This is a genomic window from Cytophagales bacterium (assembly GCA_033344775.1).
GTDB lineage: Bacteria > Bacteroidota > Bacteroidia > Cytophagales > Cyclobacteriaceae > JAWPMT01.
The window spans coordinates 584,855-607,642 of the sequence record JAWPMT010000002.1; the positions used below are offsets into that span (position 1 = coordinate 584,855).

The 22,788-nt window shown below is 44.0% G+C and carries 20 protein-coding genes; 9 read left to right on the forward strand and 11 right to left on the reverse strand.

What is annotated here, in order from left to right:
- The 5 genes from R8G66_06800 (at position 1) to rplT (ending at position 4,332) form a co-directional block, all read left to right on the forward strand.
- The gene (locus R8G66_06800) at positions 1 to 1,071 is read left to right on the forward strand and encodes a hypothetical protein (GenBank protein MDW3192052.1); all 1,071 of its coding nucleotides are present in this window, start codon (positions 1 to 3) and stop codon (positions 1,069 to 1,071) included.
- A complete protein-coding gene (gene thrS, locus R8G66_06805; protein ID MDW3192053.1) occupies positions 1,072 to 3,009 on the forward strand; it encodes a threonine--tRNA ligase in 1,938 nt (645 codons plus the stop codon). It abuts the gene before it with no gap.
- 127 nt (positions 3,010 to 3,136) lie between these two features.
- The gene (gene infC / locus R8G66_06810; GenBank protein MDW3192054.1) at positions 3,137 to 3,688 is read left to right on the forward strand and encodes a translation initiation factor IF-3; all 552 of its coding nucleotides are present in this window, start codon (positions 3,137 to 3,139) and stop codon (positions 3,686 to 3,688) included.
- 18 nt (positions 3,689 to 3,706) lie between these two features.
- Positions 3,707 to 3,904, forward strand: a complete 198-nt coding sequence (gene rpmI, locus R8G66_06815; GenBank protein MDW3192055.1) for a 50S ribosomal protein L35 — start codon at positions 3,707 to 3,709, stop codon at positions 3,902 to 3,904.
- Positions 3,905 to 3,984: 80 nt separating this feature from the next.
- Positions 3,985 to 4,332 carry a 50S ribosomal protein L20 gene (gene rplT, locus R8G66_06820; protein MDW3192056.1) on the forward strand — a complete coding sequence of 116 codons (348 nt, stop codon included), beginning with the start codon at positions 3,985 to 3,987 and terminating at the stop codon, positions 4,330 to 4,332.
- A 115-nt stretch (positions 4,333 to 4,447) separates the two neighbouring features.
- Here rplT and R8G66_06825 read toward each other — a convergent pair whose 3' ends face one another.
- The 5 genes from R8G66_06825 to R8G66_06845 all read right to left on the reverse strand — a co-directional run bounded on the left by R8G66_06825 (position 4,448) and on the right by R8G66_06845 (position 10,528).
- Positions 4,448 to 5,581: a serine hydrolase domain-containing protein gene (locus R8G66_06825; protein MDW3192057.1), complete on the reverse strand. Its 1,134-nt coding sequence runs from the start codon at positions 5,579 to 5,581 to the stop codon at positions 4,448 to 4,450.
- Entirely contained in the window at positions 5,578 to 7,128 is a 1,551-nt protein-coding gene (locus tag R8G66_06830) for a serine hydrolase domain-containing protein (GenBank protein ID MDW3192058.1), read from the reverse strand. Before R8G66_06830 ends, R8G66_06825 begins: the two co-directional genes overlap by 4 nt.
- A gap of 79 nt (positions 7,129 to 7,207) precedes the next feature.
- Positions 7,208 to 8,320, reverse strand: coding sequence for an AraC family transcriptional regulator (locus R8G66_06835; GenBank protein ID MDW3192059.1), 1,113 nt, complete (start codon positions 8,318 to 8,320; stop codon positions 7,208 to 7,210).
- Between the two features lie 137 nt (positions 8,321 to 8,457).
- Entirely contained in the window at positions 8,458 to 9,465 is a 1,008-nt protein-coding gene (locus tag R8G66_06840; protein ID MDW3192060.1) for a glutamine synthetase beta-grasp domain-containing protein, read from the reverse strand.
- 172 nt (positions 9,466 to 9,637) lie between these two features.
- A complete protein-coding gene (locus R8G66_06845; protein ID MDW3192061.1) occupies positions 9,638 to 10,528 on the reverse strand; it encodes a response regulator in 891 nt (296 codons plus the stop codon).
- A 253-nt stretch (positions 10,529 to 10,781) separates the two neighbouring features.
- Here R8G66_06845 and R8G66_06850 point away from each other — a divergent pair, with 253 nt between their 5' ends.
- Positions 10,782 to 12,746, forward strand: coding sequence for a bifunctional aldolase/short-chain dehydrogenase (locus R8G66_06850; GenBank protein MDW3192062.1), 1,965 nt, complete (start codon positions 10,782 to 10,784; stop codon positions 12,744 to 12,746).
- Between the two features lie 20 nt (positions 12,747 to 12,766).
- On the opposite strand, the gene R8G66_06855 is transcribed toward R8G66_06850, so the two are convergent.
- Complete coding sequence (locus tag R8G66_06855) at positions 12,767 to 12,982, reverse strand: hypothetical protein (protein MDW3192063.1); 216 nt, start codon at positions 12,980 to 12,982, stop codon at positions 12,767 to 12,769.
- 98 nt (positions 12,983 to 13,080) lie between these two features.
- Here R8G66_06855 and R8G66_06860 point away from each other — a divergent pair, with 98 nt between their 5' ends.
- The 3 genes from R8G66_06860 (at position 13,081) to R8G66_06870 (ending at position 18,053) form a co-directional block, all read left to right on the forward strand.
- Positions 13,081 to 14,154 (forward strand): GDSL-type esterase/lipase family protein, encoded by a 1,074-nt coding sequence (locus R8G66_06860; protein ID MDW3192064.1) that lies wholly within the window; start codon positions 13,081 to 13,083, stop codon positions 14,152 to 14,154.
- A 3-nt stretch (positions 14,155 to 14,157) separates the two neighbouring features.
- Complete coding sequence (locus tag R8G66_06865) at positions 14,158 to 14,823, forward strand: alpha/beta hydrolase (GenBank protein ID MDW3192065.1); 666 nt, start codon at positions 14,158 to 14,160, stop codon at positions 14,821 to 14,823.
- Positions 14,824 to 14,933: 110 nt separating this feature from the next.
- The gene (locus R8G66_06870) at positions 14,934 to 18,053 is read left to right on the forward strand and encodes a HEAT repeat domain-containing protein (GenBank protein MDW3192066.1); all 3,120 of its coding nucleotides are present in this window, start codon (positions 14,934 to 14,936) and stop codon (positions 18,051 to 18,053) included.
- An 89-nt stretch (positions 18,054 to 18,142) separates the two neighbouring features.
- Here the strand turns inward: R8G66_06870 and R8G66_06875 are convergent, their stop codons facing one another.
- The 5 genes from R8G66_06875 to R8G66_06895 are packed head-to-tail and all read right to left on the reverse strand — an operon-like array spanning position 18,143 to position 22,771.
- Positions 18,143 to 18,598, reverse strand: a complete 456-nt coding sequence (locus R8G66_06875; protein ID MDW3192067.1) for a nuclear transport factor 2 family protein — start codon at positions 18,596 to 18,598, stop codon at positions 18,143 to 18,145.
- A 40-nt stretch (positions 18,599 to 18,638) separates the two neighbouring features.
- Positions 18,639 to 19,037 carry a hypothetical protein gene (locus R8G66_06880; protein MDW3192068.1) on the reverse strand — a complete coding sequence of 133 codons (399 nt, stop codon included), beginning with the start codon at positions 19,035 to 19,037 and terminating at the stop codon, positions 18,639 to 18,641.
- 14 nt (positions 19,038 to 19,051) lie between these two features.
- Positions 19,052 to 20,413, reverse strand: coding sequence for an alkaline phosphatase family protein (locus tag R8G66_06885; protein ID MDW3192069.1), 1,362 nt, complete (start codon positions 20,411 to 20,413; stop codon positions 19,052 to 19,054).
- Complete coding sequence (eboE, locus tag R8G66_06890; protein ID MDW3192070.1) at positions 20,410 to 21,621, reverse strand: metabolite traffic protein EboE; 1,212 nt, start codon at positions 21,619 to 21,621, stop codon at positions 20,410 to 20,412. The genes R8G66_06885 and eboE overlap by 4 nt, the downstream gene beginning before the upstream one ends.
- The gene (locus R8G66_06895) at positions 21,611 to 22,771 is read right to left on the reverse strand and encodes a 3-dehydroquinate synthase (protein ID MDW3192071.1); all 1,161 of its coding nucleotides are present in this window, start codon (positions 22,769 to 22,771) and stop codon (positions 21,611 to 21,613) included. Before R8G66_06895 ends, eboE begins: the two co-directional genes overlap by 11 nt.
- Positions 22,772 to 22,788: the final 17 nt, after the last annotated feature.

The window sequence follows — 22,788 nt, forward strand, 5'->3', positions numbered from 1 at the left end:
ATGAAGGTTTCGGCACTGTATCTGCCATTGCTATGTCTGTTTTTTTCTTGCGAGCTTCGACCCTCCGAAGATCGTATTCGTATCCCACAGGTTACGGCTTCCTTTTATGAGAATGCCGCCACACGCCTGGGCGATGAGCTTGAAAAAAGCCCTCGAAATGTCAGCTTGATTGAATTACAGCTTTCTTATTACGAGAAACTAGGTTGGCCGTCGGAGGCCACTGAATGTGTCAAACGTGCACAGGAAGTTTTGGAATTGGAACCAATCGTTGCCAAGAAATTCGCTGATTTTTATGTAATCAATGGGAAGTTCGAAGAGCTCTTAGCATTACGTGATCAATTGGGAGAGAGATATGAAACTCCGGACTGGATGTGGCAATACCAAATCAGCGCAGCCAATAAGACGGGTAGATTTGAGGAAGCGATTGGACTGCTCCGTAATTTTTTTACCGTTAGTAGAAGTGATGCAGATCATTTTTTCGGAGGTCAGGAATACCTGGTTGCCGGTGATTCATTGTTAGCGCTCTATCACCTTCAAAAGGTAAAAAAGGACATGCAGGACAATAGTGAATTCATCAAGACTTATGTACCATTGGCTTATAACAACGGGGCCTATAACGAAGTGTTGAACGTAATCGAAAATTACGATGACCGAGCGGTTGATGTCACCCTGCCTTACAAAGCCCGTTCACTTTATGCATTGGGGGAAACACGCGAAGCAAAGCAGCTCCTGTGGTCCATTCCGGTAAGAAGTAATTTGGAGACCTTGTACGCCTGGTACTTGAAGGAGCAAAAATTAGATTCTTCCTCTTTGTGTTTGGAAAGAATATTGGTAACTCAACCCAACGATTTGGAGGTCCTGCTTCAAAAAGGAAAAATCGATGATCGTAGAGGCTGGTTGTATCGTGCTGCTTCAGCCTTCAATCAAGTGTTGGAGATTGATTCAACACACCAGGAAGCAAAAGAAAGTCTGGATCTGGTAAACCGAAAAATTGCATATTTGCGGAGAATTAGGGAGGCAGATCAAGATATCCCTACCATCAATTTAAATTCAAAAAAAGCAATACAGTAAATGAGCCAGGAGCACATTACCGTGACACTCCCGGATGGGAGCGAGAGGAGCTATGCCAGCGGATCGACTGCCATGGACGTAGCAATGAGTATCAGTGAAGGGTTGGCCCGAAATGTTTTGGCAGCCAAAGTAAATGGAGAGGTAGTGGACGCTACCCGAGCCATTACCACGGATGCGACGGTGCAATTGCTGACCTGGAATGACAAGGATGGAAAAGCCACGATGTGGCACTCATCGGCACACCTTATGGCGGAAGCGCTGGAAGCGTTGTATCCGGGCATTAAATTAGGGATAGGACCAGCGATTGATTCAGGGTTCTATTACGATGTGGATTTTGGTGATCAGAAATTCAATTCGGAAGACCTGTCTGAGTTGGAGAATAAAATGCTTGAACTGGCGAAGCAGAAGAATACTTACGTACGAACAGAAGTCAGTAAGGCAGATGCGATCAAGTATTTTGAGGAAAAAGGTGATGAGTACAAACTGGAACTGATCGATGAATTAGAAGACGGTACCATCACTTTCTATCAACAAGGAAATTTTACAGACCTGTGCCGTGGCCCTCACATCCCAAATACAGGGACCATCAAAGCGGCTAAGATCCTGAACATAGCCGGAGCCTTCTGGCGTGGAGATGAAAAGCGGAAGCAATTGACACGTCTTTATGGCATTACTTTTCCTAAGCAGAAGGAATTGAAGCAACACCTGGAAATGCTGGAGGAGGCCAAGAAACGTGATCACCGGAAACTGGGCAAAGAATTGGAGTTATTCACTTTCTCTGAAAGAGTAGGAAAGGGGTTGCCTTTATGGTTGCCAAAAGGAGCGGTACTGAGGGAACGCCTCGAGAATTTCATGCGCAAAGCTCAAATTCGGGCGGGTTATGATCAGGTGGTTTCTCCGCATATTGGTAGCAAAGACCTTTATGTGACCTCCGGGCACTATGCAAAGTATGGAGAGGATTCTTTTCAGCCTATTCATACACCTAATGAAGACGAGGAGTTCTTATTGAAACCCATGAACTGCCCACATCACTGTGAGATTTACAAGGCTAAGCCCAGGTCTTACAAAGAGTTGCCTTTGCGATATGCTGAGTTTGGAACGGTGTATCGATATGAGCAAAGTGGAGAGCTGCATGGTTTAACAAGGGTAAGAGGCTTTACACAAGATGATGCGCACATTTTCTGTCGCCCTGATCAGGTAAAAGAGGAGTTTGCGAAGGTGATCGACCTGGTCATGTATGTGTTAAAGGCACTGGATTTTGGTGAATTTACAGCCCAGGTTTCTCTAAGAGACCCTGAAAACCCTGCTAAGTACATTGGGAAGGATGAAGACTGGGATCGTGCGGAACGAGAAATTCAGGAAGTGGCCGATGAAAAAGGACTCAATACAGTAGTTGAGTACGGAGAGGCCGCGTTTTATGGTCCCAAGCTAGACTTCATGGTAAAAGATGCCCTGGGTAGAAGCTGGCAAATGGGTACCATTCAGGTGGATTACAACCTGCCTCAGCGATTTGAGTTAGAGTACACAGGAACGGATAATCAGAAACACAGGCCGGTGATGATCCACCGGGCGCCATTCGGTTCCATGGAGCGATTCATTGGTATCCTGATTGAAAATACAGCAGGTAATTTCCCATTGTGGCTGGCTCCGGAGCAATTCGCGATCCTGCCTATCTCTGAGAAGTACCACGATTATGCACAGGAGGTCTTCCGAGGCTTGCAAGAGCATGACATTCGTGGATCGATCGACGAACGCGATGAGAAGATCGGGAAGAAAATCCGTGATGCGGAACTAAAGAAGATCCCGTACATGTTGATCGTAGGTGAGAAAGAGGCTGCGGATGGTACGCTTTCTATCAGACAACATGGAAAAGGTGACCTTGGATCCAAGTCTCAAGAAGATTTTGTGAGCTATTTCAAGGAAGCCAGCGCGGTTTAAACATAAAATATCGTAAATGATCCATTATTTTCCATTTGACCAAACGATATTTTCGTTTATCAATGAAATAATCATCATATTTGCGTCTTGTTTTTTTAGATGGTCCAATTAGAAAAGGAGGTTAACAATCGGTAAACAGAGAAGAAGGCCTTATAGAGGTAGAGTAGAAGAGCCCTATAAAGTCAATGAAAGAATCCAGGCACCCATGGTGCGTGTGGTAGGGGACAATGTCAAAGTAGACGTATATCCCGTAGAAAAAGCCATTAAAATGGCGAAAGAACAAAGTTTAGACCTTGTTGAAATTTCGCCCAAGGCAGATCCTCCTGTTTGTAAAATAATCGATTACTCCAAATTCAAGTACGACCAAAAGAAGAAACAGAAGGAAATCAAATCGAAAGCAGCCAAGACAGTAGTTAAGGAAATTCGATTTGGGCCCAACACAGACGATCACGATTTCAACTTTAAGCTCAATCACGCCAAGAAATTCCTGGATGAAGGAGCAAAGGTGAAAGCCTTCGTACATTTCGTAGGAAGGACGATCGTTTTCAAAGAACGTGGTGAAATTCTCCTGTTGAAATTCGCACAAGCGCTTGAAGAAGAGGGCAAGGTAGAATTGCTACCGAAATTGGAAGGTAAAAGGATGTCGATCATTCTGGCACCTAAGGTGAAGAAAAAATAAATGTTGTAAAATAGAGAGATGCCGAAGATGAAAACGAAATCCAGCGCCAAGAAGCGATTCAAGCTGACTGGTACTGGTAAGGTGAAGCGAAAGCATGCTTTTAAAAACCACATTTTGACCAAGAAGGAGACCAAGCAAAAGCGTAACCTTCGTGGCATGTCTGTGGTGCATAAAGCAGACCAAAAAGCCATCAAAGAAATGATGGTCGCTTCATAATTAGGTTTAATGTTTTAACCCGATAGAGAGGCTGAAAGATCGCGCTAAAGCGTGACGCCCTTTGTCAAAGAAAATTAAAAATGTCAAGATCAGTAAATCATGTAGCTTCAAGGGCTCGCCGTAAAAAGGTGATGAAGCAGGCCAAAGGTTACTTCGGAAGAAGGAAGAACGTTTGGACCGTAGCCAAAAATGCTGTCGAGAAAGGAATGGGATATTCCTACAGAGACAGAAAAGCCAAGAAAAGAGAATTCCGAGCACTTTGGATCCAAAGGATCAATGCAGGAGCTCGAGAGTATGGTTTGTCTTACTCCAAATTCATGGGATTGTTGAAAGCCAATGAGATCGAGATTGATCGAAAAGTATTGGCCGACCTAGCCATGAACAACCCAGAGGCTTTCAAAGCCATCGTTGATAAAGTGAACAAATAAGGTTCTTTATAGAACTTATAAATAGAAGGCCACTCGTGAGAGAGGCCTTTTTTGTTGTCCTTGCTTGTTGCATTTCGTCAGACTCATTGTCACAAGCAAGGTGAAAGAAAGGGTATTAATTTCCCTGGGAGTTGGTTATTTCAATTAGCCGTTTGTTCCAGGCTTCAAAAGCGAAACGCTCAACCTTGTTTCCCGAGAAGGAGTTAGTTAATACAATTAATCCAAAATTGTGTTGAGGGTTAATGCCAATAATTGCCCACCACCCTGAATTCGCTCCACCATGCCACCAGGAATTACTGGAATGCTGCCTGCGGTATCCCAATCCATAAGGAATTGTTTTTTCTGATGCGGGCACAACTTTCAACATTTCATTTAGGGTAGATGCTGAAATTACTGTCGAATCACTCTTTCCAGAATTCAACTTAGAAAATGTCAATTTTATGAACTTGATTAAATCATCTGGAGTGGTATGTAAGCCCGCCGCAGCTGTTTCAGTAAAATGTTCGAATTGAATTTCTCTGCCCCGCTTGTTGTATTCTTTGGATGATTGAGCAAGGATTCGGTCATCAATAGTAAAACTACTGTTGTACATGCCCATTGGGGATAGGACCGCTGTATCCATATAATGTTCGAATTTATCTCCGGTTACTTCTTCTATGATTTGTTGTAAGACGGAGTATCCACCGCCTGAATATTGATACTTGGTTTGAGGTTCAGCGATCAGTGCTACTTTCGTGTATTTTTTGGGCGTTCCGGAGAGAGATTCCAGAAGTGTGGGCTTATTTTTCACTTTCTTCCACCCATAATAGCCATGGACACTAAGGCCTGCTGTATGACTTAAAAGACTCCTTATGGTGATCAAGTTTGAGTCATAATCTGATTCAGGAAACTGCCATTGATTAAGATACTTGTTTGCTGCGCTATCCAATCCAATTTTACCTTTTTCCACCAGTCTCATAATGCCCCATGCGGCGAAAACTTTTGAAATGGATCCAATATTAAATCCAGTTTGGTTTGTAATAGGAAGCTTGTATTTTAGATCTGAGTACCCAAAATACGCTTGATAGATCACTTGATCGCTTTCAATCAAAGCAACGAAAGCACCGGGCACATGATTGGCTTTCATGATTTTTGGTATCTCGGTATCAAAGTCCTTTGCAAGCTGATCAATGTTAATTTGAGCACAAAGGGTAGTACTGATCAAGTACAGGAATTGAAAAGTGAACCAATTGAATAATACTACTTTCATGGTTGTTCGTTAATAAGTGACTCCATTTTCACTCTTTCCCAATTTGTAGTTTTTTCGGCATTTGAAAGTTGAAACTGGTTCATTTTTGCATTGATCTCGCGCGAAAACATGAGTTTTGTGAAAGAATAAAGAGAGAAACTTTCGGCCCAGAACGTGTGAGGTTCGTCTAATGGGGCAAGAATAGGATGTGCGTATTCTCCTCCGGTAAAATTCATAACTAATTGTTTGTCTTCCCATAAAGAAATCTCCACTTCATTTTCAGGGTGTTCCTGGCATCTGAATTTCCCCAGGAAAGGTGCTAACTCTTTAGGAGTGCGATCGATAGGTCCGGAGATGCGAGCTTCATCGATCAGGTAATCCGGCCATTCGTATACTTCAGCAATTCTTGCAACTATGGCATACACAAGGCTCTCTGAAGGACCATTGGTCAAAACGACCGCTCCGTTGCCTCCTTCGACAGAACCTATGAACATTGCCGTATATCCCGTACTTAGTCCTGCATGAAAAAAATATTTTCGACCTCCCTTTTTGTTGACCAGGAAAGATCCTAGCCCTTGATTTAAAATGGAAGAATGGGGGAGTTCTTGCTGAATAGGAGTAAAAATAAAATCTGTACTTTCTTTCGTAAGGACTTTGTTGGAAATTCCCTGATACGACAACTGGAGTTCAATGACATATTTGGCCAGATCTTCCGGAGTGGTCCACAGACCTCCGGGTCCAAATTCTACCTGAGGACGGAATTTGCCAGGTACGCGCTTCCCGCCATTCCAGTGTCCTGACGCGAAATTATGTTGCTTCTTATCGATGGTGTAAAGACTGTAGACCATGTTCAGCGGGTCTAAAATTGCTTGTTTGATGAAAGATTCATAGTCAGACCCGGTAGATTCGATAAGAACTTGTTGCGAGACCGAATAACCGAGGTTGGAATATTGGTATTTAAGACCGGGATCCCATAGGGTATGTAGATACGGCTTCGACTTATCTTGAGGACTTTTCTTGCGATTTAGAAACTTGACAAGGTTGGGTTTAAAGGGGCCATGATCGTAAGTACTCACTGGGTGAAACCACAGTCCTGACGTGTGACTAAGCAGGTGATAAGTGGAGATGGGTTTGTTTCTGGTATAGGGAAACTGCCATTCTCTCATGATTTCATTGATGTCCTGATCAAAGTCAATGACGCCATCTTGCATTAGTTTCAAAAAAGCGAAGGCATTAATGGATTTATTGACCGATCCGGTTTTCATGAGGGTTTGGGGAGTCAAAGGACGTCCACTGCGAGCATCCGCAAGTCCCCAACTTCTTACCCATTCAAGGGCAAAGTTTTTAATAACAGCCACATTAACGCCCGGAACACCTTCCTTTCGCATACAATCTGCAAGGGAATATCTGGGAGCGTTTAAATAGGTGTTTCCGTGGTAAATAAGGCTATCTTCTACGCGATGGATTTTTGCTTCAATGGCGGCTGAATACCTAGGACTTTGGGACCAAAGCGAATGAGTACTCACATTAATGATGATCAACAGAAGCGAGTATTTGAATGTTATCACAACTTGTTCGTCTGAATTCAAGAGGACAATTAACAACAGGAAATGAACTGAAATGTCCCAGATTGAGATTTCGGACAAATTATTCTTCCGATTTTAGGTATTGACGCGGATGTTGACCCGTGATTGCTTTGAAGGATCTGTAGAAACTTGACCTGGACTTAAATCCTACCTCCATTGATAGGCCTTCCAGGGTTTTTTTCTTCATATCATCAGATTGTATGTTAGAAATGGCTTCTTCAATGCGGTATTCGTTTACGAATTTGTTGAAATTAGTTCTCAAGTGATTGTTAAGAAGGAAGGAAAGCGTTTGAGGGGCAATGTTCAATTGCCTGGACAGGTCTGCAAGTTTCAAGTCAGGGTTTCTATAGAGATTTTGGGATTGCATCAATTGCTTGAGTCGCTGAATTTGTAGGTCCATTTGATGGGAATTAAGTGGATTAACGGCTTTTTGTTCCGAAGGCTGTCGGTACTTTGCTGTGAGCATAAGCCACTTGATTCCAATCCAGTAGATCAAAACAACTAGTGGGATGTAAATCGGATAATAGTAAAGGCCATGATTAGAAAATACATGGACATATGGCGTGAGATAAATCATCTCCACAGGAAACCAGATCAATTGAAAAGCCATAAATCCGTATAGGAAACTACGAAGCCATTCTTGATAGGATTTTAGAATGAAAATGGCTGATTTAGACCTACGTACCAGGCGAATTGATAACAAAAGGTAAATAGTAATGTGCAGCCAGGCGATGTAATCGCTCTCTGATAACAAGAATTCATTGATCCTAATTCTTGCCTCATCAGAGATTGGAAAAGAAGGTCTGACCATAGCGCTGACATTCAGTGCAGGAGGTAGGAGGTTAAAAACAATAGGCAAGAAGTGTATAAGGTCCTTTTTGGTTAGTGCTTCTTTGGACTTTAGGATACTATCAGTATGAAGATAAATGAGCGGGCCAACTCCGAAAGTGAGAAAGAAGGGGAAATAGTCTTCCGTGGAATTGATCCAGGCAAATGAGGAAGAATGGCCTTGAAAAATGAAGGCTGCAGTAATCAAACATGCTAAGCCCTGAACCATCAATAGACTGGAGAGTAGGACTGAGGCCAGCGTTCTGACCCGACGGATTAAGATAATGCCAGCCAACACAAAGCCGTGTATGGCCCCAGACATGATAATGGTGTCCCAAAAGGTCATGGACTAAAAATACGCTGAAAGAACCACTGTTAATATGAATATTGATTTTTAAAAATGATGATCAGCTTGTAATAGTAGAGCACAAAAAAAGCCCCAACTTTCGTTGAGGCTCATCAATGTATAAGTTAAAGAGCTAATTAAGCGCTTTTTACTGTCTTAATGATTCGAGCAGCAATTTTGTAAGGATCTCCGTTAGAAGCAGGTCTTCTGTCTTCCAACCAGCCTTTCCAGCCATTTTCCACTGTAGCTACAGGGATACGAATAGAGGCACCACGGTCAGATACACCGTAGCTGAACTGATCGATAGATTGCGTCTCGTGCTTACCAGTTAATCGCTGATCATTATCTGCACCGTATACGGCAATGTGCTCCGCTACGACTGGCTCAAATGCCTGGCAGATCTTATCATAAGTTTCTTTATTGCCTGCTTCTCTCAATACGCTGTTCGAGAAGTTAGCGTGCATTCCAGAACCATTCCAATCGGTATCACCAAGTGGCTTAGGATGCCAGTTGATGGCGTATCCGTACTGTTCTGCGGTTCTTTCCAATAAGTATCTTGCAACCCAGATTTGGTCACCAGCTTCTTGAGCACCTTTTGCGAAGATTTGGAATTCCCACTGACCTGCAGCTACTTCCGCATTGATCCCTTCTACGTTCAAACCAGCTTCCAGACACAGGTCAAGGTGTTCTTCAACAACCTCTCTGCCGTAAGCATTACTGGCTCCTACACTACAATAGTAAGGTCCTTGAGGAGCAGGGTAGCCACCTTCAGGGAAACCTAATGGCAAGTTGGTCGCAGGATCCCACAAGAAATACTCTTGTTCGAATCCGAACCAGAAATCATTGTCATCATCATTGATGGTCGCTCTACCGTTTGATTCGTGAGCGGTGCCATCTGCATTAAGAACTTCCGTCATGATCAGGTAAGCGTTGTTACGTGCCGGATCAGGGAAAATCGCAACGGGTTTCAATAAACAATCCGATGAATTTCCTTCTGCCTGCTCAGTAGAGCTACCGTCGAAAGACCACATTGGTGCATCTTCCAGTTTGCCACTAAAATCGGATAGGATTTTTGTCTTGCTTCTTAGACTCTGTGTCGGTTTGTAACCGTCCAACCAGATGTATTCAAGCTTGCTTTTTGCCATGTTCTTTGCGTGATGGTTTGAATTTAAGTGGCCAAATTTATCTAAACTTCATTGATTGGTAATATTTCCGATGAAAAATAATATTATTCGAAAGGAATTATTGTTTTTTTTGAAATATTCAAAATTCGCAATGAAGGAGAGTGGGTGTATTGCGATTTTTGAAAAGTGCTATTTAACCTAGCAATAGAAAATTTCTAATGTCATCCTGTTGATTCAAGCCGAGCTTTTTCTTCAGGCGATTGATGTTCTTTTTGACAGAGAAATAAGCAATACCACTGGTGTTGGCAATTTCTTTGTTATTCAGGCCAATTCGAATGTAGGCACAAAGCTTGAGATCATTGATGGTGAGGGATTCATGTCTCGATTTGAGCTTGTTCAGAAATTCAGGATGCACTTTTTCGAATTGCAGTACAAAGTGCTCCCAGTTATTCTCATTGCTCATCTGAGCTTTGATGCTTCTCTTAAGATCCTTAATGTGTGTCTTGCCCGTTTCCGGTGTTTGTCGATCCAGTTTATCAATCGTTTCCAATAGCATTTCAAAAACCCGATTCCTTTCGTGGGCTTTCATCACAAAGGAGGAGAGTTCTCGTTCTTTGAGGTCTACTTGCTGTTGCAGGTAATCTTTTTCCTTTTCCAACAGATGCCTGATCTCATTATGCGCACGTGTTAGCCGAAGGGCGCTGCTGACACGAGCGAGCAATTCGATATGATTGTAAGGTTTTCGGACAAAGTCCACTGCTCCAGATTCCAGTGCCAATTGCAGGTTTTCGGGACTAGTCATGACACCCGTAGCAATAATGACTGGAATTTCTCGGGTGAGGGGGTCCTGAGAGATTTCTCTGGTCGCTTCTATACCATTTTTCACAGGCATGTCCCAATCCATGATGATCAGATCGGGCAATTCCTTCCTTGCAATGTCGATGGCCAACTGTCCATTGGAGGCGTATAGAATTTCGACGTGATCCGCAGAAAAGAAATTGAGAATAACATTGAGGTTTTTGGGACTGTCATCAGCCACCAAAAGCTTTCCGTGAATAGTATGTTCCTGATCCGTTACAACCATCTATCCAATATTTCAGGGTCTGAAATTGAAAATAGGGTAAACTGACAGTTCACCAAAAGTATCCATCGTGCTAGTAGAAAAGGATGACCGATAAGAGGTATCGGATCAAAAGTATGGAAATTATCATACACGGGTTGGCGGTAAGCAATCATTTCTATCAGGCAATTTCTCTTTTTTCGGATATTTTGACGAAACGGTTGCCTCTTCATTTAATATTTATCGATATTTCCAGTCAGCAAACGAACACAGTTTTATGGAAAGTAGATGGAATGATGACGAAGCAAGCAATTGCCATGGAGACCCTTTGAAATTACGGGTTTATACATCCAGGTTGCTGGGTTTAGATGAAGACCTGGTCATGCACGGTGGAGGCAACACTTCAGTCAAGATCACAGACACCAATCTGTTTGAAGAAGAGGAAGAAATCCTCTATGTAAAAGGCAGTGGATGGGACCTTGCCACCATTGAGGCAGAGGGATTTGCGCCGGTTAAGATGGAGATGCTGCTAAAAATGGCCAACCTGGAAAGCATGTCAGATCTTGATATGGTGAAATATCAGCGAATGGCCATGACCAATCCTGCAGCTCCAAATCCATCGGTGGAAGCAATTCTGCATGCAATTATTCCTTTCAGGTTTGTAGATCATACGCATGCCGATGCCGTAGTGACCATCACCAATACCCCGGGAGGGGAGCAGAAGATCAAGGAGATATACGGTGACAGGGTGCTGATTATTCCTTACGTGATGCCGGGATTTATCCTGGCGAGTAAGATCTTCGAGATGACCAAAGGTCTCGATTGGAGTTCCATTGATGGCATGATCTTACTGAATCATGGCGTTTTTACCTTTCATGATGACGCGAAGGCTAGCTATGAACAAATGATCAGGCTGGTTTCCGAAGCGGAAAGCTATCTGGATGAACAGGCACCTGAATTTTTATCAGGAGAAGAAGGAAAGATCAACTCATTGGAGGTTGCAAAAGTAAGGAGGAGTGTTTCTGAGGTTTGGGGACAACCTGTATTAGCCGAATCTGATCTATCGGAAGCGACAACCGCCTTTAGTGGCTTATCTAGTGTCAGTGAAATAGCTAACCGTGGACCAATAACTCCCGACCACATCATTCGGACCAAACAACATCCGGTTGTGTTAGAGAATGACCCGGAAAAGAGCATTAATGATTTCGCTGCGAATTACAGGAGTTACTTTGAGCTACATGCCGATGGAGAAACCTTACTGGATCAAGCCCCTCGCTGGGCAATAATACCGGGTTCAGGATCACTACTCTTTGGCCCTTCCGTAAAACATACCAAAATCATCAAAGACATAGCTTCGCATACGCAGCGAGCAATATACCGGGCGGAGCAACTTGGTGGCTGGCAGCCATTACCTCCATCAGACTTGTTTGAAATGGAGTATTGGAGCCTTGAACAAGCCAAGTTGAAAAAGGCCGGAACCCCTAAGGCCTTTCAGGGGAGAGTGGCGTTGGTAACAGGGGCAGCTAGCGGTATAGGCAAGGCTTGCGTGGAGTATTTGGTTGCTAATGGCGCAGTTGTTGGCGCCATGGACATTAGTCCGGAAGTTGAACAGGCTTTTTCTGCAACTGAAGTGTTACCGTTGGTAGCAGATGTGACGAACCCGGAACAAGTTCAACAGGCTTTGGATGCGATCATTACTAGATATGGAGGACTGGATATGTTGGTGAGTAATGCTGGTATATTCCCTACCAGTGCAAAAATTGCTGAGATGATTGCGGAAACCTGGCAACGGAGCATGGATATCAACCTGACCAGTCATCAGCAACTGATCCAGTATTGTGTCCCTTACCTTGAATTAGGATTTAATCCCGCTATTGTGATCGTTGGTTCCAAAAATGTCCCTGCACCAGGGCCAGGTGCGGCCGCATATTCCGTGGCAAAAGCTGGCCTTACCCAATTGAGTAGGGTAGCCGCGCTGGAGCTAGGAGGAAAAGGTATTCGAGTGAATGTAGTACATCCTAATGCGGTTTACGATACTGCCATCTGGACCGAGGAAGTGCTGCAGGCACGTGCAGCCTACTACGGGCTAACTATTGAGGAATACAAAACAAATAATGTCTTACAATCTGAAGTGACATCTAAGGATGTGGCCCGCCTGGTAACTGAAATGCTTGGTGAAACTTTTGCCAAAATCACTGGAGCTCAGGTGCCAATCGATGGAGGAAATGAGCGGGTGATTTGATGATTAATGTGAATCTCGATTTAGTTATCTAAGTTCAATTCGTCTTCAAGAGGTTCTCGAAAATCATGAAATAGAGCACCTCCAATCATGGATAATCCCAAAACGATTGCAGAGAACCACTCGTTAAATTCACTTTGGGTAACAGCGAGAATGATTCCGGCAATGATACTCAATGATCCGATAGCGATTACTGTAAAACGGACTGGGTTTTTGTCTTTCATAATGTGTTTAATCATTTCCTTATTAGTATCAAATTCGAATTGAATATTACAAGGCTCGAAAAATTTTGATTTTTATTATTTGCTTTCTTGCCTGAAGGACAAATTTGCGTCTGATGAAAGAAAAGGTATTTGCAGCGATTACGATCTGTATCGGCATTATTCTGGCCCTGGGTATTGCTGAATTAGGCCTGCGTCTGTTTTGGGATCATCCTGGCTTTTATGGGACACATGTCCATGAGAGGCATCCTTATTATCACCATCGACCTATTCCCGGCATTCAGGCGACCATTGCTGAAAGCGAATTCCGACACACAGCCAACCATACATTGCAGGGTTTAAGGGGTAATCAGGAGTTTGCTACTCCTAAGCCAGATTCCGTTCGGAGGATCCTGTTTCTAGGCGATTCTTTTACTTACGGAATGGGAGTGGCAGATCAAGAGACATTTGTTCATCAAGTGGCTACTCGTTTTTCTGATGATGAAGTAGCCAATACCGGAGCAGCGGCCTACGATACCAGAAATGAGTTGGCGGTCTTTGATAAGTTTGGAGCTGCCTTTCAACCAGACCTCACCATTCTCTGCTTTTTTTGGAATGACCTGGAAGGCAACTTGGGGAATGCCATTCCTGATTATGGATTTGATGCAGAAGGGAATTGCGTTCGGAAGGATGAATTGGATTGGGATGAAAATCCCATGTCAATTGCTGAAAAGGGAGAACTGAAACCAGTTGCTACAGGGTGGAGGCTAAAAGTAGCGATTGATGAAGGACTTAGAGGCTTGAGATACCGCTTCTTCGGCATTAGAAAGCGCTTTATTCGAACAGAAGAGCAAAAGCAAAAAGCATTGGACATTACAGCTGAGTTATTTGATGTGATGAGGTGTCAGGCTGAACAGATCGGGACCGAACTGGCAGTGTTAGTAATCCCGGACCAAAGTCAAATCGATCCTGAGGATTGGGTCAAGAACATCAATCCATTGAATTATGAAGTGCAAGATTTTCTAAAAGCCTATTGCGCCAGGCATGGAATTCCATTAATCGATCCCAGGTCACAAATGATTGCTTCTTTTCAAGAAAATCAGGTTCGCCAATATTACTATTACGACAGACATCTTACCGCGGAAGGACACAGGGTCATTGGGGAAGTGCTGAATGAATTTCTGAAAGCAAGGAAGCAGAACAAGTATTGAATCATGTCCAGGCTGTCCATCTTTTGCTTGCCCGGACTTGGACTTTCAACCAGGATTTTTGATCAGCTAGCTATTGAATTCGGAGAGCTGATCATGCTTGACTGGATAGAACCTAAAGGGTGGGAATCAATCAAGGAATATGCGTTTCGGTTGAGTGAGCCTTTGTTAGACGCGGAGGGTGAGATCGTCCTGATCGGGCACTCTTTCGGAGGAGTACTGGCTCAGGAAATTTCCAGGCTTAGACCGGTCAAACAGATCATATTGATCTCTAGTATGATGCGTCATCATGAAATCCCAGTAAGGTTGAAGTTGCTCGGACAATATGGCCTTCATCGATTGATCACCAGGCAAATAATCTTGTTGACTTTTCCGTTTTGGGCCAGGACGCATAGCTATAGAACGCCTGAACTGAGACAAGTTTTTCGAGCATCAGTTCGAAGTTTGTCCTCGCATTATTTCAGATGGGCCTTGTATCATATCTCAACCTGGAAGGATATCGATCTTTTGGAAATACCCGTTTTTAGGATTCATGGGGACAAGGATGTTACATTCGAGATCCAAAAAATCCAGCATGTAGACCATCTGGTAAAAGGAGGCGACCACAACATGGTTTATTTGAAAGGAAAGGAGATTTTAGAAGTGATTAACCAGTTGTTAGTTAAAGTATAACCCAGGTGCACATTCCATATTTAGATGGATTGTGTACTATTCGAGAAAATCGGTAAATGGCTTAAGCTATAAACTGCTTAAATTCGATTGCTATACCTTAACCTATTTCGATGAACAACAGCCAACCCATTTCTACTCTTTTGCTAGCATTGATCGGTTTGATTTTTTCACAGTGCAGTACTCCCCTGGAATTGGAAAAAGGAGAACGGATCGCATTGATTGGTAATAACCTCGGTGCACGCTTGATGCTGTATGGTCACTTTGAGACGAGTATGCACCTGGCTTATCCTGATCAGCAGTTGTACATTCGGAATTTTTGTGATGCTGGTGATACGCCAGGGTTTAGAGCTCATTCTGGCAGAAATACCCCCTGGGCTTTCGAAGGAGCCGAACAATTTCAAACGGAATTAGCGCAACCATCAGGAAGTGAAGGTCATTTCGAATACCCGGACCAGTGGTTGACACGTCATAAGATCAATCGTATCATCGCTTTCTTTGGCTATAATGAGTCATTTGAGGGAGTAGAAGGTTTACAAGCTTTCAAGGACGAACTCGACGCCTTTATCAAACACACCCTGGCGCAGCAATACAATGGTACAACCGCTCCGAAGCTGACAATCGTATCTCCCATTGCGTTCGAGAACTTATCCGATCAATTTGATTTGCCGGATGGAATTATGGAGAATGCAAGACTTTCCTTGTATACAAAGGTCATGAAGGAAGTTTGTGCGACAAATCATGTCCAGTTTGTGGATGCTTTTGAGGTTAGCGAACGCTGGATGGCGGGAAATGACGCTTTGACACAAGATGGCTTTCAATTGAATGAACTAGGAAGTGAGCAGTTCAGTCAGTTCCTAATTGAGGCAATATTCAATAAAGAAGTACCACTAAGCACCAATGAAGAGTTGGTGCGAGAGGCTGTACTTGAAAAGAACTGGTTTTGGCACAATGACTATAAAATTCCCAATGGGGTCCATGTTTTTGGTCGGAGATATGATCCTTTTGGACCTGATAACTACCCATATGAATTGGAGAAGATCCGTCAAATGACGGCCAATCGGGATACCGCAATTTGGAAGGCAGTCAAAGGAGAGCCAATGGACCTTACTACAGCTGATGCTAAAACGAGGACCTTACCAGAGGTAGAAACCAATTACATTGAAGGAGATTATGGTCGTGGAAAATCCCGTTACCACTATGGGGACGAGGCCCTTGCCAGTTTTAAAATGGCGCCGGGATATGAAGTGTCTTTATTTGCTTCCGAGCAGGAATTTCCCGATCTGGCCAATCCAGTCCAGATGTCTTTCGATGATAAGGGCAGATTATGGGTTGGGGTGATGCCGTCTTATCCGCATTATAAACCCGGCGATTCCAAACCAAATGACAAGCTGATCATTCTGGAAGACACAGATGGAGATTACATAGCTGATAAACAAACTACGTTCGCTGAAGGACTTCATTTGACCATTGGTTTTGAGTTTGCTCCGGAAGGTGTCTATGTGTCTCAGGGGACCCATTTCAAATTGTTGATCGATGAAGATGGTGATGATCGCGCCGATAGGGAAGAGGTCGTCCTGAGTGGATTTGATGACCATGATACCCATCACGCCATCAGTGCCTTTAGCGCTGATCCTTCCGGCGCCATCTACATGGCGGAAGGGGTGTTTCTACATACCAACGTAGAAACCGCTTATGGTCCGGTTCGTGCGACCAATGGTGGCTTCTACCGCTACAGCCCTCAACGCCATCACCTGGAAAGAACAGCGCAGCTACCCATTCCAAATCCCTGGGGGATTGCTTTTGATGAGTGGGGCCAGAATTTCTTCCTGGATACATCCGGACCAGCTTTACGGTGGATGCAGCAGGGATCTGTCAATCCGCGATATGGTGTAGCAACTACCAATCCCAAACAATTGATCGAGGAGGCGCATTTGGTTCGACCCACATCGGGTTTGGAGTTTATTTCCAGTGGGCATTTTCCTGATGAGGTTCAGGGTGATATCATTCTGAATAATACGATCGGCTACCTGGGAATAAAACAGCATGCGGTTGCCGATGATGGCACCGGATATCAACTCAAATACCGTCAGGATCTCATTTCTTCTTCTGACAAGAATTTCCGTCCTGTAGACCTGGAATTTGCTCCTGATGGATCGCTATACCTGTTGGATTGGCACAATGTACTCATTGGCCACATGCAGCACAATGCTCGGGATCCCTTGAGAGATCATGTGCACGGAAGGGTCTATCGGATTACTTATCCTTCCCGGCCTTTGGTTACCCCTGCTAAAGTAGAAGAGGCCTCAATTACGGAATTACTAGATCAGCTCAAGTTACCGGAATACCGTTCTCGCTATCGGGTAAGAAGGGCCTTACGTGCACAAGAACCGAAACTGGTCTTAGCGGCATTGAATAAATGGGCTGACGCGTTGGATCAATCTGATTCACGATATGAACACCACTTGCTTGAAGCCTTGTGGGTTTCCTGGGGTCTGAATAAAGTGGATGTAGATCTGTTGGATCAGCTACTGCAAGCGGCAGATTACCGTGCCAGAGCTGCTGCAGTACGTGTATTGAGGTACAGTCATCATCAGATTCCGAATGCATTGGATTGGATGAAGCGAGCCGCTATTGATGAGCATGGAAGGGTTCGGCTTGAAGCAATCATCGCAGCTTCCTGGATGGATAAAGAGGAGGGATTAGCAGTGTTGGAAGCTGCATCTACTCAGGCACTGGACCAATGGAGTTCTGTTCCATTCCTTACCGCTCAGGCGCATTTGAATGACGAAAAGCTAGACCTGGGTGTCAAAGAGAAGGTTGAAAATCCTTTTTCAGGAGCACTGGCTGCTACCTGGGAGTTAGGCAAACAGGTTTATGAAAAGGATGGCTACTGTGGTACTTGCCATCAATATGATGGAAAGGGACTTCCTGCTGCGGGATTTCCTCCATTGGCACAATCAGATTGGTTACAGGACAAGGATCGTTTGATCAAACTGACATTGAAGGGCTTATTAGGTCCAATTACGGTGAATGATGTAGATTATCCAGGACAAGTTCCTATGACGCCATTCGAAGGCTTGCTAACCGATGAGGAAGCAGCGGCAGTCTTGACTTATGTGCGAAACGCCTTTGGGAATGCGGAAGGTGAAATTACCAGTAAAGAAGTAGCCAGTGTTCGTAATGAAATCGCTGATAAGAAAGGGTATTATGCACCGGCGGAGTTGGAATAGGATAGATATGTGTACCAATAAATGAATTTTTGATACGTATTTATGAGATATGGGTCTATGCGGTGCATATGTGAACTCATATTAGATCGTCATGCATCCGGGAAGTAGACAAATGACTTCAGTACAATCTTCCATTGGCTATTGATCTTCTGTAATTCAAGCGTATCGATGTAATGTCCTTTTTTGGAGGGGATCTTTACCATGGCAATGGCAAGTTGTGAGTCAATTACTTTCAGTTCCCCTATGGTATAATTGATGCCATAACCTTCCTGTTTTTTCATCCTTCCTATCAACGCTTTGAGGGTCATGGAGTTGAGTCGCTCGGGGTTGGACTTTCTGTCCACCCAAAGTACCACACCGGCATTCAGGTCAAAGGCCTGAGATAATAGAACCGTATCTGCAGTTCGCCAACCGACAACATAGTTATCAATGACTTGTTGGATGGCCTCATCATCACTGGAAGATTGTGAAAAGACTGAAGTGGAATAGCAGCTTATTACAATGATGAAGAAAAAGGATCGGGTTATAATCGATGAAAGATTCATATTCCTTATACGACAATCATCAATAATTTGGTTTAAGGCCTTATGCTTTAATGCTTTTAGCCACTTTAAATTCAATCGTCGCCAAAACAGCAACGATTAGAATTTCTCCCAAAAAGTAAACCACATCCAACATGGAAAGTCGGCATAATAGTCGCGCTACAATGAGTCCTGAAAATAGACAATACGCAAGGTTGGCTATGGCAATGATCCAGATCAGTAGTTTGGCCTTCCTCGGTTTTAAGAAAAAATTGCAGAGTGAGTAGGTAGCAAATACCAAAGCAATGGTTCCCAGGTAATTCAGGATGTTGGCAGGCATGGTAAAGACTTCAGGTAGGTTCGGCAATACCAATAACAAGGAAAGCGCGGTAATATTGGCTCCAATGCCATCAATCAGGAAGATGAAATGAGGATCTTGACTTACCCGCTCAATGAAAGACATGCGCTGTTGATTTTTTAAAAGATTTTGTCGAGAAGAATATCCTGAATGTTAGTGGGTTCTATGGGTGATTCGGATTGATTTTGACTAATGAAAATTGCTTTATCCTCATCTTTTAAGCCAATTCTACCGTGTGAACCTTTCACCAAAGTCGCATCAAGTGGGATTACATTCATAACCGTTCTGAACCCCATTTTTTTGGCCAGAAGTGTAAGAATGATGCGGGGTATGATCAATTTCTTTTTCGGATCGAGGAACATCTCGACGGGATCGTATCCTGGCTTTTTATGAATGTCAACCATTCGGGCAAAATCCGGAGCCACTTCATCATCCATCCAATAATAATAAGTGAACCAGCTTTTGGTGTCAGCCACCAAAACCAGGTCACCACTTCGCTCGTGATCGATGTGATGGTCTTTCTTTCCTTGCTTATCCAGTACCATTTCAATTCCCGGGACCTCTAAAAGCTTTTCTTTGATTTGTTCTTCTGTGGAGGGATCATTGAGATACACGTGTGCGATCTGATGATCCGCCAGTGCAAAGGCCCTGGAAGCACCTGCATCCAGTAATTCAAGTCCATTTTCAATGCGTACATTGACGAGGCCCATCTCTCGCAGCACCCGATTGATGTGAATGGGGTGTTCTACATGGGTGATCCCATATTCCGAAATCACAGAGACTTCCACACCTCGTTTTTCCAACCATGTGATTAGCCCTTCACATACCCGGTCAATTTCTTGAAGGTCTTTAGGAAGGTGTTTTTCGTCATGACCGAATTTCTGTAGGACGTAATCCAAATGGGGTAGATATACTAGCAGCAAATCAGGTTCGTGTTTTTCAAAAACCAACTGACTTGCATCCGCGATCCACTGACTGGATTTGATGCTGGTTTTTGGTCCCCAGAAATCGAATAAGGGAAAGGTCCCCAGCGCTTCCTGTAGTTCGTCTCTGAGAGAAGCCGGATGTGAATAACAATCAGGAATTTTTTGTCCGTCGGCCCGATATTGTGGTCGTGGAGTAACTGAGTAATCCACAGAAGAGTACATGTTGTACCACCAGAACATATTGGCGCAGGTAAAGTCTGGGTTACGTTCTCGTGCTTGCTCCCAGATACTTGGTGACTGAACGAGCTTATTGGATTGACGCCATAACTTGACTTCCTGCTCATCTTTGAAATACCAACCATTCCCGACTATGCCATGATCGGTGGGCCATTTTCCGGTGAGGTAAGTAGTCTGCACTGAACAGGTCACTGCGGGTAATACAGGATCTACGCTGGCAATCTGCTTTTGCTCACTCCACTTTTTCAAAAAGGGGGTTTGTTCGCCAATGAGTCTTTTCGAAAGACCAACCACATTGATCAGGGCGTTTTTCTTCATGGCTGATCGAGGCTGTCTTTTACCCAATTCAGTTCTCTCACAATGCTACTGACGAGATCGGTACGCATATCATCAGGCAGTACATCCCAGGTATAGGTCTCTACTTCCAGGTGATTCGTGAAGTTCTTCTTCTTCCAGACCTTGAGCGTTTCAACAATGTCTTGTTGCGTAGAAACCAGTTGGTCATATGTTTCTGTGAAGATTGGTACATGGAAGTGTGTTCGAATTTCCTGATCTTCTGGAGAAAAGGCCTTTAGAGCATCTCCTAAATCTTGAAAACGTTTCAATCTTCCTGAATTCGTTTTGACAACAGCTTGGTGCAGATAGACGGGTTCGTCAAAGGCTTTCAACTGATGAATGGTTTCCTGCTGATTTTCAGGATTCATGGATGGAGAACCTAAGGCTGCGCTGATTTGAATTCTTCCGATACGAATGCCAGCTGCTTCTATTCGATTGATGGCTTCTTCAGGGCTTTCATAGCCGACGGCAAAATGACAAACATCATAACAGAGCTGCACGTGTTCACGGATAGCGTCTTCAGCTTCGATTGCCGTGCAGCTAAGATGCTCTTGTACTTGAGGAATACCCTGACTTAACAAATATTGCTCATAAAAATCGACAAACTCCTGTGAAGTTTCCAGGATCCCGTCGGGTTCAGGCTCCATGTCCAGGTGCATGCTTTTCCCTGTGATCATTTTAAATTTCCTGCAGGTGGACACAACCTCACACAGCTGAGACAAGGATTCGATTTTGGCTCGTGTTAAGTCCGCTTCACTCTTGTGCCAGAATCGATAGGAAAGGGGAGAAGTTGACACGCCTCCGTCCATGCCTTCGGGAAGCAGCGCCGCCAGGATGTGAAACAAGCGCTTGGTATAATGCAGCCGATCGTGATGTGTCCAGTCGGGCGCATGGACTTTGTCTTTCACGACATCAAAATGAAACTGGCCGTAAGGAAAACCATTGATGGTAAAGACATATAGGCCATTCTCCTCCAGCCAGGATTTGAACGCTGGAATTTTGCCTTCCTGTACCAGTTCGTAAGAAGCTTCATGAGATAACCGGAGGCCAATGCCAAACTGATCAACGCCCAGCTCGGCTTTGACCTGAGTTGTATATTTTTTTAAGTTTTCGAAGGTCTCTTGCCAGCTTTCTCCAGGATGGATATTACTGCAATAGGTCAGCAGTCCATCGTGATGATTAATGCGCATGTGAATGGTAGTTGGTTTGTAATGTCAAAACAGCCGCTTCGATCTGGTTCAGGTTCATTTCATGTACCTCGAGGCCATGACCTATTTTATTAATCAGAGTGATGCACAGTTCACCACCTAAATGCTCACGAAATTCCTCTATGCCTGACAGCAAAGCAGAATTGACGTTTTCCCCGTCTTCAGATAGTAATGCTTCATGAAAAAGATCAAAACCATAGCTGGCAATGACTGCCAGAATACGATCACAATCCGTCTGATTCAGTAATCCAACTTTAGTGGCATAGACGACATCCAAAGCAATACCAATGGCCACCGCCTCACCGTGTCGGATCTCAAATCGGGTCAATTGTTCCAGTTTATGTGCTGCCCAGTGTCCAAAGTCCAGTGGCCGGGCAGAACCTCGTTCAAAAGGATCATTTCCACCAGAAATGTGATCGCAATGCCATTTGGCACATTCATAGACCAGATCGGTCATCGTGTTTAGGTCGCGTTCATTGATGGCAGTAGCATGGGCTTCAAGCCAATCAAAGAATGGTGCGTCTTTGATAAGGGCTACTTTGATTGCCTCTGCGACACCTGCCCTCCAATCGCGAGGATCAAGCGTGGTGAGAAAGATGGTGTCGTTGATCACTGATTGGGGCGGTGAAAAGGCTCCAATAAAGTTCTTTTTCCCAAAAAAGTTGACGCCATTTTTCACGCCAACACCAGAATCATTTTGGCTGAGTACCGTTGTTGGGATCCGAATGTGTCTTATGCCTCGATGACCCACTGCCGCAGCAAACCCAACCATGTCTAGCAACGCACCACCACCGATGGCAACTAAATATGCATGACGGTCGATTTTTGCGTCGTTGATCAATGCCAGGGTCTGGTCATAATATTGCAAGTCGTTCTTTACTTTTTCTCCTCCAGGAACAACGAGAGGAATAGCGGCCAATTCCAGCAGGTCTGCATTATATATGTAGTTTGTCAGTTGAGCGATCAAATCTGGATGATGATCAACTACACCTGAATCGATCACAAATGCTACACGAGTTTGCCTCTGGGCGGCAATCACTGTTCTAAACAAGGGATTGTCTTCCCTGAATAAATGCTGCGTGAAGTGGATATCGTAATTGTACTGGACTGTAAAATTTTGCTGAATTTTCATCTGTAGCGCCTCTGTCT

Excerpts from the sequence above, each read along its gene's own strand:
- R8G66_06885 (MDW3192069.1), bottom strand. The coding sequence starts at position 20,413 with ATGAAGAAAAACGCCCTGATCAATGTGGTTGGTCTTTCGAAAAGACTC.
- rpmI (MDW3192055.1), top strand. The coding sequence starts at position 3,707 with ATGCCGAAGATGAAAACGAAATCCAGCGCCAAGAAGCGATTCAAGCTG.
- R8G66_06875 (MDW3192067.1), bottom strand. The coding sequence starts at position 18,598 with ATGAATCTTTCATCGATTATAACCCGATCCTTTTTCTTCATCATTGTA.
- R8G66_06860 (MDW3192064.1), top strand. The coding sequence starts at position 13,081 with ATGAAAGAAAAGGTATTTGCAGCGATTACGATCTGTATCGGCATTATT.
- R8G66_06880 (MDW3192068.1), bottom strand. The coding sequence starts at position 19,037 with ATGTCTTTCATTGAGCGGGTAAGTCAAGATCCTCATTTCATCTTCCTG.
- rplT (MDW3192056.1), top strand. The coding sequence starts at position 3,985 with ATGTCAAGATCAGTAAATCATGTAGCTTCAAGGGCTCGCCGTAAAAAG.
- R8G66_06855 (MDW3192063.1), bottom strand. The coding sequence starts at position 12,982 with ATGATTAAACACATTATGAAAGACAAAAACCCAGTCCGTTTTACAGTA.
- R8G66_06800 (MDW3192052.1), top strand. The coding sequence starts at position 1 with ATGAAGGTTTCGGCACTGTATCTGCCATTGCTATGTCTGTTTTTTTCT.
- R8G66_06865 (MDW3192065.1), top strand. The coding sequence starts at position 14,158 with ATGTCCAGGCTGTCCATCTTTTGCTTGCCCGGACTTGGACTTTCAACC.
- R8G66_06895 (MDW3192071.1), bottom strand. The coding sequence starts at position 22,771 with ATGAAAATTCAGCAAAATTTTACAGTCCAGTACAATTACGATATCCAC.
- R8G66_06870 (MDW3192066.1), top strand. The coding sequence starts at position 14,934 with ATGAACAACAGCCAACCCATTTCTACTCTTTTGCTAGCATTGATCGGT.
- R8G66_06850 (MDW3192062.1), top strand. The coding sequence starts at position 10,782 with ATGGAAAGTAGATGGAATGATGACGAAGCAAGCAATTGCCATGGAGAC.
- eboE (MDW3192070.1), bottom strand. The coding sequence starts at position 21,621 with ATGCGCATTAATCATCACGATGGACTGCTGACCTATTGCAGTAATATC.
- R8G66_06845 (MDW3192061.1), bottom strand. The coding sequence starts at position 10,528 with ATGGTTGTAACGGATCAGGAACATACTATTCACGGAAAGCTTTTGGTG.
- R8G66_06825 (MDW3192057.1), bottom strand. The coding sequence starts at position 5,581 with ATGAAAGTAGTATTATTCAATTGGTTCACTTTTCAATTCCTGTACTTG.
- R8G66_06840 (MDW3192060.1), bottom strand. The coding sequence starts at position 9,465 with ATGGCAAAAAGCAAGCTTGAATACATCTGGTTGGACGGTTACAAACCG.
- R8G66_06835 (MDW3192059.1), bottom strand. The coding sequence starts at position 8,320 with ATGACCTTTTGGGACACCATTATCATGTCTGGGGCCATACACGGCTTT.
- thrS (MDW3192053.1), top strand. The coding sequence starts at position 1,072 with ATGAGCCAGGAGCACATTACCGTGACACTCCCGGATGGGAGCGAGAGG.